The sequence below is a fragment of the Candidatus Liberibacter americanus str. Sao Paulo genome (genome assembly GCF_000496595.1).
Taxonomy (GTDB): domain Bacteria; phylum Pseudomonadota; class Alphaproteobacteria; order Rhizobiales; family Rhizobiaceae; genus Liberibacter; species Liberibacter americanus.
Map to the genome: position 1 here is coordinate 397,095 of NC_022793.1, position 14,757 is coordinate 411,851.

Below are 14,757 nucleotides of genomic sequence, written 5' to 3' on the forward strand. Positions count from 1 at the left end.
TCCCTCAATTAAAACCTATCATTTTGTTGATAAGATGAATCAGCAAGTGCAGAGAAACGAGTGAATTCTGCTTGGAATGCAAGAGTAACTGTTCCAGTTGGTCCATGACGTTGTTTAGCTATAATTATATCAGCAAGTCCTTTCACTCTTTCAAAATCTTCTTGCCATTTCGTGTAAGCTAGCAAATCATCTTTGTTACTAGGTTCTTTATTTTTAACGTAATATTCATCACGAACCACGAAAAGAGCAACATCAGCATCTTGTTCAATAGATCCTGATTCACGTAGATCTGACAGCTGTGGACGCTTATTATCACGATTTTCTACTTGTCTAGATAGCTGTGAAAGGGCTATAATTGGTACGTTCAATTCTTTAGCTAAAGCCTTAAGGCCCATTGTAATACTAGTAATTTCTAGAACACGATTTTCTTCTATTTTTTTGGATGTCGTCATAAGCTGTATATAATCTATAATAAGAAGATCAAGTCCCTTTTGACGTTTTAGCCTACGTGCTCTTACTGCTAATTGAGAAATTGAAATTCCACCAGTTTGATCAATGTAAAGTGGTAACTTTTGCATTACTTGAGAGCAACCAACAATTTTTTCATAATCAGGCTTTGATATTTCTCCTCTGCGTATTTTAGAAGAAGGAACTTCAGTTTGTTCTGAAATAATCCGAGTAGCTAATTGTTCAGATGACATCTCTAAAGAGTAAAATCCAACGATCCCACCATTTATAGTTCTATAAGATCCATCTTCTTGCATTTCAGATTTATATGCATCTGCTACATTATAAGCGATATTCGTTGCTAGTGATGTTTTACCCATCCCTGGACGACCTGCAATTATTATAAGATCGGATCTTTGAAGTCCTCCCATTTGTTTATCAAGAGGTTGAATACCTGTAGAAATTCCCGCAAGTTTTCCATCTCTACTAAAAGCTTGTCCAGCCATATCGATAGCTGTAGTCATCGCATCGGCAAATGGTTGAAATCCTCCATCGTATATGCCATTTTCTGCTAAATTAAATAATTTTCTCTCTGCTTCTTCTATTTGAAGTGAAGGTGATGTTTCAATTGACGCTTCATAAGCTATATTCACCATATCTTCTCCAATGGTGATTAGAGAACGGCGTAGGGCTAGTTCATAAATTGCTCTTCCATAATCTTCAGAATTTATTATTGAAACTGCCTCAGAAGCTAGACGTGCTAGATACTTGGAAATTGTCAATTCTCCTAAGATTTCTTTAGGAGGCAAGAAAGTTTTGACTGTAACTGGATTAGCAGTTTTACCCATGTATATCAATTTGCTAGATATTTCGAAAATTCTTTGATGAATATCTTCGAAAAAATGCAATGGTTTCAAAAAATCTGATACTCGATAAAAAGCATCATTATTAACGAGAATCGCTCCCAATAAAGCTTGTTCTGCTTCAACATTACTAGGGGCTTCTCTATACTGGACAGGATCTTTTTTAGGAATAGAAACAACACCTTTAACATCATCAGTCATTCGATAATTCCAACATAATTTAACTATTCTTTTGTCTAGACTAATAACAACCAAAAGAAGTCCCAAAACATAATAAATAAATTATATTTTTTACTATGTTACTATGGTCTATATTATCAACATAAGTATACAGGATACACTTATGTACTTTGATCAGAAATTTTATCTTGATTTTTTACAGATTTTTCTTGGATTTTTGCATCTTCATTTGAGCGTGCTATATTTAAATTGATTTTAGCTTCGACATCAGAATGGAGTGATATTGTTGCATTATACATACCAACTGATTTTATAGGAGATTTAAGACGTATCTGATCGCGATTAATCTTAAAACCTTCTTCGTTCAGCAAACTTGCTATGTCCCTAGTAGAAACAGATCCATACAGCTGCCCAGAATCACCTGCTGAACGTATTATGGTTAAACTTTTTCCTTCTAATACCTTAGATAATTCTTCAAATTTTGATTGTATTTCACGATTTTTTGCCTCAAGCACTGAACGTTGGGCTTCAAAAAATGATTTATTTTCTTTATTAGCTCTCAAAGCTTTTTTTAATGGTAGAAGATAATTGCGTCCATAACCATCTTTAACTTTAACTATTTTTCCCATTGGCCCAAGATTTGAGATGTTCTGCAGAAGAATAACTTCCATTCTTTTTCCTTTCTCAGGTATATATTAATTCTATCTTTTTATCTATCTTTTTATAGATTGCCTATAGCCTTATAAAAAATCGCTATTTGTTATCTACTATTAACTTTGATAACAATCTAATTATGTAATAACCATACGATATATATAATATAAAAATTCAAGCAAGAAGAATTGCTATTATTCCTTTATTAAAACAAAACATAGATAATATTTATATATATATTGTAAATTGATGTTAATAATCATATCCAAACTTTTAACCAAATCCTATGATATAAGCAAAGCTTAAATGTGTCTAAAAAACACCAAAAATTTAATAGTTTAAAATATATAAATACGATTCAAATATGTAAAATATAAACTTAATTATATTCTTCCTCATAAACGAGTTATATATACCCATTTATATATATATTTACTCAGCAATAGGTCATCGTTCAATTTTTCTTCATCTATATAATGTATAGCTGTGATTTAGTATTATATCTGATAATTTTTTTTCACATCATCATACATTAACATAAGGAATTAATCCAAGATAACGTGCTCTCTTAATCGCCTTTGCAAGTTCACGTTGTTTCTTATGACTAACGTAAGAAATGCGAGAGGGAATAATCTTGCCGCGTTGGGATAAAAAACGACTCAGAAGTCGAACGTCTTTATAGTCTATACGAGGCGCTCCTTTTCCAGATAATGGGCAAGACCTACGTCGATAACTAACATGTCTACGTAATAAAGGTTTGTGTGTGGTTTCAGCCATTATAATAACTCCTTATAACAAAGTTTTTTCTTCACTAAAATGGCTTTTACGCTCAAAGCTTTTATCATTTCTAGCATCTCGATCATGCTTTTGCATCACTAAAGATGGTGAATCATCATGAAATTTAACCGATACAGTAGAATGACGCAAAACGTCTTCATCAATGTTCATTCTTCTTTCTAACTCATGAATGGCTTTAGGAGGAGCTGCAATATTCATTAAGACATAGTATGATTTACGGTGCTTATTGATTCTATAAGCTATAGAACGCATTCCCCATTCTTCAACATGGCGTACTTCTCCACCATTTGCTTGAATTAATGTCCTAAATCTTTCAATTGCATCCTTGATTTGTTGAGTAGAGATATCCTGTCTTAAGAGGAAAACATGCTCATATAGCTTCATATATAATTGCCTTCTTTAGCGGTTTTATTCAAATATTTTTCCATTGATAATTATTGTACGATCCGCACATTCCAATATCAGTTAATATAATAAAAAATATCACTGAGAAATAAAATCGTACATATATTTATTTTAAAAATCAAGGGTCTTAGAAACTCTTTAATCTTGAGTATTGATAGGATATGCAAAAAATATATTACATATATATCCATGCTGCAATTTTTTTGTCAATGATTGTTGAGTAATATGACTGATTTTTAGCACTGATGCAACGATACTAGTCAATTTTATATATTTTACTTTATTTTTTATTTGCATGTGTTATCTTATTATCGTGTAGTTATTTAATTAGTATAATTTAGCAATCAAGATAACTTTATTTCAGTATAAATTTATCTATAACGTTTAAATAAAAAAAACCATTATATAATCCATACCTAGTATATAGATATTTTATAATCATTGATGAGTTGTGTATAGTTAGTATTATACTTTTTATTTAAGTTGCATTTATTACTAAGAGCATGATCCATGACAGTGTTTATATTTTTTCCCACTATTACAAGGGCATGGTGCATTGCGTTTTATATTTAAGGCATTTCCGGTATTCAATTTATTTTTTATTGTATTGTTGTCATATTTTTCCTTATCCCCTTCTGTAGAGGATAGATAATTATTATTATCTGCATTCAGATCAATTCGAGCAAATTGCGAAACAACATCTCGTTGTAGATTGGCAAGTAAGATTTTGAAAAATCCAAAGGCTTCGGATTTATATTCTTGTAAAGGATCTCTTTGTGCATAGCCGCGGAAGCCTATGACTGATCTTGAGTGATCCAATCTGGCTATATGTTCTCTCCAGAATAAGTCTAGTGTTTGAAGAAGTATATTTCGGCCAATAGTTTTCGTCGTTTCTATTCCTAATAATTTTTCTTTATTTTTGATTATTTTATTAGTTTCATAAATAATTTGATCTCGAATTTTATCGTGATCAATATCATCTTTATTGCACCAGTCTTTTATTGGAAAATCTATTCCAAAAATTTCACTAAGCTCTAATGAGAGCTTTTCAATGTCCCATTTTTCTTTATAGGAGTTTTTTGGTATAAAAACAGTAATTAAATCATCAACAACTTTATAGCTCATATCTGATAATATATCTAAGATATCAGATGCATCTATTATTTCAAGGCGTTGTTCAAAAATCAGTTTCCTTTGCTCATTTACCACATCGTCGTATTTTAGTAAATTTTTTCTGGTCTCAAAATTGTGAGCTTCAACCTTTTTTTGTGCATGTTCAATTGCTTTATTAATCCACGGATGAATAATAGCTTCACCCTTTTCTATCCCCATTTTTCTTAAAAAAAGTTCCATTCTAGATGATCCGAATATACGCATCAGATCGTCTTGAAGAGATAAATAGAATTTTGATCTTCCTGGATCTCCTTGGCGTCCTGATCGTCCACGTAGCTGATTATCTATACGTCTGCTCTCATGACGTTCCGTGGCTATGATATAAAGTCCTCCTGCAGCTATAGCTTTATCTTTTAGAGCTTTAATTTCTTCTTGTATCATATTTATGCGCTTAGATCTTTTTTCTTCATCTATAATATTAGATAGATCATGCTCGATGCGCATAGACACATTGCCGCCAAGTTGAATATCTGTTCCTCTCCCTGCCATATTGGTTGCAATTGTAACAGCTCCAGGTATTCCTGCTTGAGATATTATATAAGCTTCCTGTTCGTGGTAAAGTGCGTTTAGGATTTTAAATTTTGTAAACTTTTTCTTACGTAGTAAATTTGCTAAATATTCTGATTTTTCTATTGAAGATGTTCCTATAAGGATAGGCTGTTCTTTTTCATGAGCTGCCATTATTTCTGATATTATAGCTTCATATTTTTCTTCAGCGGTTTGATAAATTTCATCATTTTCGTCAATTCGAATAGTTGGAACATTAGTAGGAACTTCAATAACGTTTAATTTATATATATTGGCTAATTCTTCAGCTTCTGTAGTAGCTGTTCCAGTCATGCCTGATAATTTAGTATACATCCGAAAATAATTTTGAAATGTAATTGATGAAAGAGTTTGATTTTCAGGACATATTTTAACATTTTCCTTTGCTTCTAATGCTTGATGTTGGCCATCGGAATATCTTCTGCCTGGCATCATGCGTCCAGTAAATTCATCAATAATTACAACTTCGTTGTTTTTTACTATATAATCTTTATCGCGGATAAAAATCTTATGTGCTTTTAGGGAGTTATTGAGAAGGTGAATTGTAGAAACATTTTCAAAATCATATAGACTGCCTGATTCTAAAATATTTTCATTTCGTAAAATATCTTCTATTTTTTCTATCCCTTTTTCAGAGAAGTTAGAGGAGCGTTGTTTCTCATCAATTTCGTAATCAGAGGGATCTAAACGAGATACGATTGATTCGATAGACCTATATAAATCAGATTGATCTTCAATCGGGCCAGATATAACTAATGGCGTTCGTGCTTCATCTATTAATATAGAATCTACTTCATCGACTATTGCAAAATTGTGTCCGCGTTGTACCATATCCTCACGTTTGTATTGCATGTTATCACGTAAATAATCAAAACCAAGCTCATTATTAGTTACGTAAGTTATATCACATGCATAGGCTTTACGGCGTTCATCGTTAGAAGAAGAGTTTGTAACAATTCCTGTTGAAAGTCCAAGAAAATTGTAAACAGTAGACATCGTACCTGCGTCTCTGCTAGCTAAGTAGTCATTAACTGTAACAACGTGTACCCCTTTCCCAGATAATGCGTTCAGATAAACTGGAAGAACGGCAGCTAGAGTTTTCCCTTCTCCTGTTTTCATTTCTGCAACACAGCCTTCATGTAATATCATGCCACCAATAAGCTGTACATCAAATGGTCGCATATTAAGCATTCGACGAGAGGCTTCACGTGCAACTGCGAATGATGGGATAAGTAGATCGTTTAGCGTTTCTCCTTCATTTAATCGTTTCTTGAATTCTGATGTTTTGTTTGATAAGAGTTCATCAGACAGTTCAGAGATCTCTTCTTCAAGATTATTTATTTTGTTGACCATGTTGCGATAGTGTTGCAAACGTTTTTCACTGGATGATCTAAAAAAATTACTTATCAGACTTACCATATTAAGCATAGAGATGCTTTCCTCTTCAAAAAAATATCGCGTTGTTTAATAGATCGTTATCATTTTTAGATTATAGATCCCTTTAAATATCGCCTTATAGGTTGATATATTAGATAAAATCATCTGTATGTTGATGTCAACGGGAGGCAATATTTAGTTTATATCAAATATATGAATGTTTATTTAGAAATTTCATATATTTTTTTAAAAATAATAGATTTTTATTGAAAATTGTGATTTTTATACCAGATAAAATAAATTATTTAATAAAATTATCTTGGATCAAAAAAATATGTCAGTATTTAATTTTGCCTCAATATATCGTGATGATAACCTTTTGCCGATAAAAGGAGTTAGATTATCTACTGCTTCTCTGGGAATACAGTATTCGGGGAGAGATGATGTATTCTTGATCATATTTGATAGGCCAGCATCTGTTGCAGGTGTTTTCACTCGTTCTAAATGTCCATCTGCGCCCGTAGATTTTTGTAAAGATAATTTATCACATGGAATTGCAAGGGCATTGGTCGTTAATTCTGGTAATGCTAATGCTTTTACGGGCAAAAAGGGACGCGATTCTGTTCATTATATTGTTAAATCCATAGCTGATCTTATATGCTGCAGAGAGGATGAAGTTTACGTTGCTTCTACTGGCATAATCGGCTCTTTTTTGGATATTTCTAAGTTCGATGGTGTATTTGATGATATGATTAAAAATGCTGTTGATAATTATTGGCTTGCTTCTGCTAAAGCAATGATGACAACAGATAGTTATGCTAAAACAGCTACTCGCACTGTTGATATTGATGGGATTAAGATTACTATCAATGGTATTGCAAAAGGTGCAGGGATGATTGCTCCTGATATGGCAACTACGCTTGCTTTTGTTGTTACAGATATTGATATTGCTCCTCCGATATTACAGTCTATCTTATCTGAAGGAGTTGAGCCTAGTTTTAATTCTATCACTGTTGATAGTGACACATCAACATCTGATACTCTTCTATTGTTTTCTACAGGTACCGCTGTCAATAATATGAAGCCGATTGTTTGTATGGATGACAAACGTTTATCTGTTTTTCGTCCTGTTCTTTTTGATCTTTTAAAGGATTTAGCGTTGCAGGTTGTTTGTGATGGAGAGGGGGCTTCTAAAATTCTTCAGGTTACTGTTAAAGGTGCTGAAAATTCTGTTTCTGCTAAAAGAGTAGCTCTATCAATTGCAAATTCTCCTTTGATTAAAACTGCTATTACTAGTGAAGGCTGTGGATGGTGGGGGCGCATAGTTATGGCTGTTGGTAAATCTGGTGAGATGGTTGATCGTGATAAGTTGTCATTATGGTTTAAAGATATATGTATTGCTGCTAATGGTGAGCCAGAAAAATGTTTTCCTAAAGAAGATGTTTTATCTATAATGAAACAAGATTGTATCCCAATAACTGTTGATCTTGGGATTGGCAGTGGTTTTCATACTGTTTGGACATGTAATTTTAGTGGAGAATATGTTAATTTTAATAGTAATTTTATTAGCTAATTTTATGATATTATGTCGTTTTATAGTTGTTTTATAAGCAAATTTTATTTTTATATTTTCTGTATTACTGTTGCTTTATTGAATAGTCCTATAACAGTTTATGTATTTTATTAAGCGTCATATAATTTTTTCTAAATACCTGAATTAATGGTTTTTATTGACCATCCGATGGATTCATTGTTATTTTATATAGGAAATCGATATTTTAAATGTATAGCTATAGTAACAATATTTTGCTGGTGGTTGCATGTGCGATTTTTAATTATGACGGAAAAGTTTTAATATCTAATCGTCCTAGCAATAAGTCTCATGCTGGATTTTGGGAGTTTCCTGGTGGAAAGATTGACAATGGAGAATCTCCTGAAGAGGCTTTGGTTCGTGAATTATTAGAAGAATTATCTATAGTTGTTGAGACTTCTGCCTTGCTTCCTATTACGTTTGCAAGTCATTCATATGAAAATTTTCACCTCTTGATGCCTTTATTTGCTTGTCATAATTTTGAGGGAAGTCCACGCGGATGTGAGGGGCAGCAAGTAAGATGGGTAGGAATTGATGAATTGGCAGATTATTCTATGTTACCAGCAGATTTGCCTCTTATAGATTACTTACATAAACATTATCCAGCCTATGTTTATATAAATTAATATTTAAAATATGTTTATATAAATTAATATTTAAAATGAATTTATTTTTATTTGTTAGTGAGTATTTAACCTTGATGTAATATCCATTTGTCTAAATTCGGCCTTAATTCTGAATTGGGAGGTGATATATGATGTTTATGGATAATGCAAGTTCTGTTTCGTTAAAAGAAAAAGACAATTTGTCAAAAACCAAATGGAGAGATGGAAGCATTCATCTCTTATTTATCGTGGTTATGGTTTATTTTTCTGTTTCTTTTTCGAGCCGCGTTGCTGATTATGTAGATAATTATTATTTTCATGTTAACTATAATGAATATGTTAATTAGTTCCTGTTGATTAGGTTTAACTAATTTATTAGTGGTGTTGCGTGATTATCTTATTTTGTTTTTTATATGCAAAATGATACGACTATCATGTGGGTTTATATTTATTAAAAGATTGTAATCTTGTTATACATGTGAACCTGTTAAATTTGTTTTTGCGATAGTTTTAATGTTTTAATCTGCAAAAATAGTAGATATTAATATGTATTATTTTATTTGATGTAGTTTTTACGTCTTGTAAATTGAAAAAATTATTTCTTATCTATTGATTGTTTTTTAGTAAAGTAATTCAATTTTTCTTATATAAATCAAGATAGTCTTTATTGATATTAATTCTGCAAAATGATTTGCAACAACTAAATGACATCTTATAACATAAGTATATTGTTATTTTATCTAAAAAATACCTATAATAGTATTGCTTTGAAAATATCTATTAATAGTATTGCTTTGAAAATATCTATGAATTGTAGATATAATTATTTGTCATGATATAGGCACTGATTTTCTTGTTTCATAAAATTCATGTGATTTATATTTCTGAAATTCTAAAGTGGAAAATTTTTTTTTAAACTATAAAATTATATTTTTTATATAAATTTATTTCATATGGACGAATCTAATAGGATTTGCTATTTAATTTTATCATTAAATATATAATTGTATTGATATACGAAAAACAATTTTTTTATTCTGCAATTACATTATTTTATTGCATGTGTTTATTGTTTAAATCTTTGTTTTACAGTTACAATTTCCCTTAATTATTACTGTTATATATTGATATTAAGTTCATTTATATCAAATTAATATAATTATTTATAAAATGGTATGGATATTTTATTTTAAATTTATTAAACTACTTTAGGTTTTAACTTCTTTGATAGGTTTTGTTGTGATATATTGTGAAAAAGTATTTAATTTTTTGTCGAGATTATGGACGGTGTTTTGTGATGTCAGAATGTCAGAAGCGAAGAAATTTATTCCTATGACTATTATGATGTTTCTTTTGCTCTTTAATTTTAGCACATTGAGGCCATTAAAGGATAGTCTGATAATTCCGAATATGGGGGCAGAAGTAATTAGTTTTGTTAAATTATGGTGTGTTTTGCCTTCTGCGGTTCTCTTTACAGTTTTATATATTAGATTGTCTAATATTTTGGATGCAGAAAAACTTTTTTATACAGTAACTTTATTATTTATATCCTTTTTTACAGCTTTTGCATTTATCATTTATCCAAATCGTGATTATATACATCTTTCTCCTCAAACAGTTGCTGATTTAGCAGCGTCCTTCACTTGTTTTAAATGGCTTATTTATCTCGCTGGTAAGTGGTCATTCGCTTTATTTTATGTCTTCGCAGAGTTGTGGGGAGCTGTGATGATTAATCTGATGTTTTGGCAGTTTGCAAATAGAATTACTAAGATTGAAGAGGCATCTCGATTTTATTCTACTTTTGGGTTGGTAGGTAATGTAGGTTTGGTATTTGCCGGTAATTTAATAATGAGCTTTTCAAAGCTTGAACATGACAGTTTAGTTGTTTATTCTATGCTTTCTCTTATTATTTCTAGTCTTTTAATGATGGGAATATATAGATGGATGCATCTTTATGTTTTAGTAGATCCAAAATATTATGCTCCTAAGGAAGGTAGTCTTAAAAAGAAATTGAAGCTATCTATAGGTGAGAGTGTTAAGATGGCACTTAACTCTAAATATTTAGGTTATATAGTTTTGATTGTTATCTGTTATGGAACTGCTATTAATTTGGTTGAAGGTCCTTGGAAAGCTAAAGTTCGCGAATTATATCCAACTCAAAATGAATATGCTCATTTTATGGGACAATTCGTTCAATGGACCGGTATTGTGACTATATTCTTTATGATACTTGGTAGTAATATTCTTAAAACATTCAAATGGTTCACTTCTGCTATTATAACTCCTATAATGATTTTGGTTACAGGTGGCGGTTTTTTTATGTTTGTTATATTTGAAAAGTCAATGTTGCCTTTGACTGAAAAATTTATAAAGATGTCTCCAATAGTATTAGCTGTGTTTTTAGGGGTATTACAAAATATTTTGAGTAAAGCTACCAAATATACCATGTTTGATGCTACTAAGGAAATGGCATTTATACCATTGGATGATGAGTTCAGAACCAAAGGTAAGGCGGTTGTAGACGTTGTAGGAGGAAGGCTTGCTAAGTCTGGTGGTGCTGTAATTCAGTCTTGTATATTTATGTTATTTCCTTTGGCAACATTCACAAGTATTCTCCCTATATTATTTGTAATTTTCCTATCTCTTATGTTAGTTTGGATGTTTGCTGTTTCTAAATTAAATAAGGAATATATTGATATTTCTAATAAAAATTAGAATAAAGATCTATTTTTTTGTAAAACCCTTCATGCTCATGTAGCTTGTAGGGTTTTCTTTATTAAGATATAACTATTTGTAGTCGGTGGATTTTTTTTGCGACGTTAAGCGTTGCTTTTTTGATATATGAAATAATACTATTGATATATCAAATAATACTATATTCTCTATTTGTTTTTTAATACTGCTATTATTTGTAGAGTTAGCTAAGTGATATTAGTTAATGTAAACTTTTTATATTTGAAATTACTGTTTTATTTAAATTGATTTAAGAGAAGTTCATAGCTTTTATTTTCAGTTCTAATATCAATTTAAATGATATAGTTTTATGATGTTTTTATCCAATAATTATATTATTTTTGTTTTTTTTCTGGTTTCCATCCTAAGGCATAAATAATGGAAAAACTAGCTGCTACTTGTCCTGTTTTATCAGAGTTTTCTTCTGCATAAATTTCTGCAGCTCGTATAAATAATGATTTGTTGTTAGGTTTTTTGCTTCTATGAATAAGAGGATTTGCCATTCCCATTTTGCGTAAGTCATGCATCAAATGAAACATTGATTTATAATATACGGTGTATTTATCTTGGTCTATTATAGGTGAGATAAATCCAGACCTTTGCATCAAATCTCCTACATTTTTTATATCCATAAATGGAATGACACGAGGGCTTGCTCCTCCTGTTAATTCTGTTTCTGCTATTAGCAATGCTTTCCTTAATTCGCGAAGTGTTCCTATTCCAGGGATTGCAGCCAAAAATAATCCTCCAGGCTCTAATTTTTTGTTGATTTTTAATAACATATCAAAGACATCATTTATGATATGCAAATGTAGAGGTGATATAATCAAGTCTATTGGTTTAGATATTGAGGGAATTTCTTCAAATGATGAAACTAGTATTTCATCATTATTATTTGCTAATTCTGTGGAAATTTCAGTTCGGATTAATTGAGCAATTTTTTTTTCTTTCATGCAAGAACGACCAACTATTCCAGTAGCTCCGTGTAATTCTATTGCATTTTTAAATTTTTTGTTGATAATTTTCATCCTAAAAGACATTTCCTTTGCTACTATATCTAATAGAAAGTACGCAGATGAATCTTTTTGTCTTGATGCTCTAAGGCGATTTGCACTAATTAATAGCATATCAAACAATGGTTTCATTTTTTATCTTTCATGATGTTGCCTATATTTGAAATATTATAACTTTCTATCTTTAGTAAAATTTTTATTCGTAAAAATAAGCAGGCGATTTATGTATCGCAGTTTTACATTGTTTTTATGTAGATTTTCTTTAATACTTGAATGTATTTCATTCGCCAAATAATATTTATGTTATTTTTATGTGAAAAACATTACATGAAGTTTTTAATTATTGGCTATTTTTATTAGTTTTTAGTATAATTATTCATCATTACTTTTCAGAATAGCAACGAATGCATTTTGAGGTATTTCTACTTTTCCAAATTGGCGCATGCGTTTTTTCCCTGCTTTTTGTTTTTCTAGAAGTTTGCGTTTACGTGTTATATCGCCTCCATAGCACTTTGCTGTTACATCTTTTCGACGTGCTTTCACTGTTTCTCTCGCAATAATACGACTTCCTATAGCTGCCTGAATTGCTATCTGAAACATTTGTTGTGGAATAAGATCTTTTAATTTTTCGCAAATTTTTCTTCCACGTTTTTCTGCTGCGGAACGATGAACTAATATAGATAATGCATCTACTGCCTCATTATTGACTAATATAGAAAGTTTTACCAGATCGCCGTTTCTATAGTCGATTAAATTATAATCAAATGATGCATATCCTTTAGTGACTGATTTAAGGCGATCGTAAAAATCGAAAACCACTTCATTGAGTGGTAATTCGTATATCAGCATTGCCCTTTTACCAATGTAACTAATCTCTATTTGCATTCCTCTTCTCTCTTGGCATAATTTGAGAATTGATCCTAGATATTCATCAGGTGTTATAATTGTTACTTTAATCCATGGCTCTCTAAAATCGGCAATTTTTGTAAGATCAGGCATTTCTGATGGATTGGCGATTTTTAATATGCTGCCATCGTTCATATGTAAGTTATATACAACAGAAGGTGCGGTTCCTATTAGATCTATTCCAAATTCTCTTTCAAGTCTTTCTTGGACTATCTCTAGATGAAGAAGGCCTAGAAATCCGCATCTAAATCCAAATCCAAGTGCAGTTGAGTTTTCTATTTCAAATGAAAAAGAGGCGTCATTAAGTCTTAATTTATTTATTGCCGTGCGTAAGTTTTCAAATTGAGAAGCGTCTACCGGGAATAATCCGCAGAAAACCACTGGTTGCACTGGTTTAAATCCAGGCAATGATGATGCTGTAGGTGAATTATCGTCGGTTATGGTGTCGCCAACGCGGGTATTTGAAACATCCTTTATAGATGCCATGATGACACCAATTTCTCCTGGATATAAAGTATCTATATCCACCATCTTGGGTGTAAGTATTCCAACCCTATCAACCCGATATTTTGCATTTGTACCCATCATAAGAATTGACTGGCCTTTAGTGATAGTTCCATTTATTATTCTGACTAAAACCATAACCCCAAGATAGCTATTATACCAACTATCAATCAGCAGAGCTTTAAGATTAGCATTTTCTCCTTCTGGGCTTACAGGATTAGGAAGTTTTTGAACTATGCTTTCCAAAAGCATAGGTACTCCTTCTCCTGTTTTTGCTGATACAAGCAAAGCATCGTCTGCGCTTATTCCTATTGTATCTTCGATTTGTTTTTTAATGCGATTTGGATCTGCTGATGGTAGATCTGCCTTGTTAAGGGCTATGATAATCTCATGATTATTGTCAATAGCTTGATAGACATTGGCAAGTGTTTGAGCTTCTACTCCTTGGCTTGCATCAACAACAAGAATAGATCCTTCACAAGATGATAATGATCGAGAAACTTCATAAGCAAAATCCACGTGTCCTGGTGTATCAATAAGGTTTAAAAGATAATTTTGGCCATCTTGGGCTTTATAATTTAATCTTACAGTTTGTGCCTTAATTGTTATACCTCGTTCACGCTCTATATCCATGTTATCAAGTACTTGTGAATGCATTTCGCGTTCAGTTAGCCCATTGCAATGCTGAATAAGACGATCGGCAAGCGTTGATTTACCATGGTCAATATGTGCTATGATGGAAAAATTACGTATTCTCAATATAGGTGCTGTAATGTTACTCATTCTATGATTATAGCAATAGATAATAATTATCGCAAAATAAAAAGATGTTTATATTATATTAATTTATCGAATGACATATCCTGTTTACATATATCAATATTATTTATTACAAGATCCATTTTTTATATTAAATTATATTGACTTGACTTGACTTAGTATTTGTAATTGATAGATTGACT

General features: G+C 31.3%; 11 protein-coding genes. 4 read left to right on the top strand and 7 right to left on the bottom strand.

The features are described 5' to 3' along the window. Positions 1-8: 8 nt before the first annotated feature. From LAM_RS01695 to secA, 5 genes are all read right to left on the bottom strand, one after another. The gene (locus tag LAM_RS01695; protein WP_007556976.1) at positions 9-1,511 is read right to left on the bottom strand and encodes a replicative DNA helicase; all 1,503 of its coding nucleotides are present in this window, start codon (positions 1,509-1,511) and stop codon (positions 9-11) included. Positions 1,512-1,651: 140 nt separating this feature from the next. Continuing rightward, positions 1,652-2,161, bottom strand: coding sequence for a 50S ribosomal protein L9 (gene rplI, locus LAM_RS01700; protein WP_007556977.1), 510 nt, complete (start codon positions 2,159-2,161; stop codon positions 1,652-1,654). A gap of 508 nt (positions 2,162-2,669) precedes the next feature. Then, on the bottom strand, positions 2,670-2,921 hold the full coding sequence (rpsR, locus tag LAM_RS01705; protein ID WP_007556978.1) for a 30S ribosomal protein S18: 252 nt from the start codon (positions 2,919-2,921) through the stop codon (positions 2,670-2,672). Between the two features lie 12 nt (positions 2,922-2,933). After that, positions 2,934-3,326, bottom strand: coding sequence for a 30S ribosomal protein S6 (rpsF, locus tag LAM_RS01710; RefSeq protein ID WP_007556980.1), 393 nt, complete (start codon positions 3,324-3,326; stop codon positions 2,934-2,936). Positions 3,327-3,842: 516 nt separating this feature from the next. Beyond that, positions 3,843-6,494, bottom strand: a complete 2,652-nt coding sequence (secA, locus tag LAM_RS01715; protein ID WP_007556981.1) for a preprotein translocase subunit SecA — start codon at positions 6,492-6,494, stop codon at positions 3,843-3,845. 283 nt (positions 6,495-6,777) lie between these two features. Between secA and argJ the strand changes: the two genes are divergently transcribed. The 4 genes from argJ (at position 6,778) to LAM_RS01735 (ending at position 11,354) form a co-directional block, all read left to right on the top strand. Beyond that, on the top strand, positions 6,778-8,016 hold the full coding sequence (gene argJ / locus LAM_RS01720; RefSeq protein WP_007556982.1) for a bifunctional glutamate N-acetyltransferase/amino-acid acetyltransferase ArgJ: 1,239 nt from the start codon (positions 6,778-6,780) through the stop codon (positions 8,014-8,016). Positions 8,017-8,225: 209 nt separating this feature from the next. Further along, on the top strand, positions 8,226-8,660 hold the full coding sequence (locus LAM_RS01725; RefSeq protein ID WP_007556984.1) for a (deoxy)nucleoside triphosphate pyrophosphohydrolase: 435 nt from the start codon (positions 8,226-8,228) through the stop codon (positions 8,658-8,660). Between the two features lie 128 nt (positions 8,661-8,788). Beyond that, positions 8,789-8,986, top strand: coding sequence for a hypothetical protein (locus LAM_RS01730; protein ID WP_007556986.1), 198 nt, complete (start codon positions 8,789-8,791; stop codon positions 8,984-8,986). 877 nt (positions 8,987-9,863) lie between these two features. Next, positions 9,864-11,354 carry an Npt1/Npt2 family nucleotide transporter gene (locus tag LAM_RS01735; RefSeq protein WP_240532030.1) on the top strand — a complete coding sequence of 497 codons (1,491 nt, stop codon included), beginning with the start codon at positions 9,864-9,866 and terminating at the stop codon, positions 11,352-11,354. Between the two features lie 353 nt (positions 11,355-11,707). Here LAM_RS01735 and LAM_RS01740 read toward each other — a convergent pair whose 3' ends face one another. Together LAM_RS01740 and lepA are read right to left on the bottom strand one after the other, a co-directional pair. After that, entirely contained in the window at positions 11,708-12,517 is an 810-nt protein-coding gene (locus LAM_RS01740) for a methyltransferase domain-containing protein (RefSeq protein ID WP_007556990.1), read from the bottom strand. 240 nt (positions 12,518-12,757) lie between these two features. Next, on the bottom strand, positions 12,758-14,578 hold the full coding sequence (gene lepA / locus LAM_RS01745) for a translation elongation factor 4 (RefSeq protein ID WP_023466218.1): 1,821 nt from the start codon (positions 14,576-14,578) through the stop codon (positions 12,758-12,760). Between the last annotated feature and the right edge of the window lie 179 nt (positions 14,579-14,757).

Coding starts and splice junctions, on each gene's coding strand:
- LAM_RS01725 (WP_007556984.1), top strand. CDS start 8,226: ATGTATAGCTATAGTAACAATATTTTGCTGGTGGTTGCATGTGCGATT.
- secA (WP_007556981.1), bottom strand. CDS start 6,494: ATGCTTAATATGGTAAGTCTGATAAGTAATTTTTTTAGATCATCCAGT.
- rplI (WP_007556977.1), bottom strand. CDS start 2,161: ATGGAAGTTATTCTTCTGCAGAACATCTCAAATCTTGGGCCAATGGGA.
- argJ (WP_007556982.1), top strand. CDS start 6,778: ATGTCAGTATTTAATTTTGCCTCAATATATCGTGATGATAACCTTTTG.
- rpsF (WP_007556980.1), bottom strand. CDS start 3,326: ATGAAGCTATATGAGCATGTTTTCCTCTTAAGACAGGATATCTCTACT.
- rpsR (WP_007556978.1), bottom strand. CDS start 2,921: ATGGCTGAAACCACACACAAACCTTTATTACGTAGACATGTTAGTTAT.
- lepA (WP_023466218.1), bottom strand. CDS start 14,578: ATGAGTAACATTACAGCACCTATATTGAGAATACGTAATTTTTCCATC.
- LAM_RS01730 (WP_007556986.1), top strand. CDS start 8,789: ATGATGTTTATGGATAATGCAAGTTCTGTTTCGTTAAAAGAAAAAGAC.
- LAM_RS01695 (WP_007556976.1), bottom strand. CDS start 1,511: ATGACTGATGATGTTAAAGGTGTTGTTTCTATTCCTAAAAAAGATCCT.
- LAM_RS01740 (WP_007556990.1), bottom strand. CDS start 12,517: ATGAAACCATTGTTTGATATGCTATTAATTAGTGCAAATCGCCTTAGA.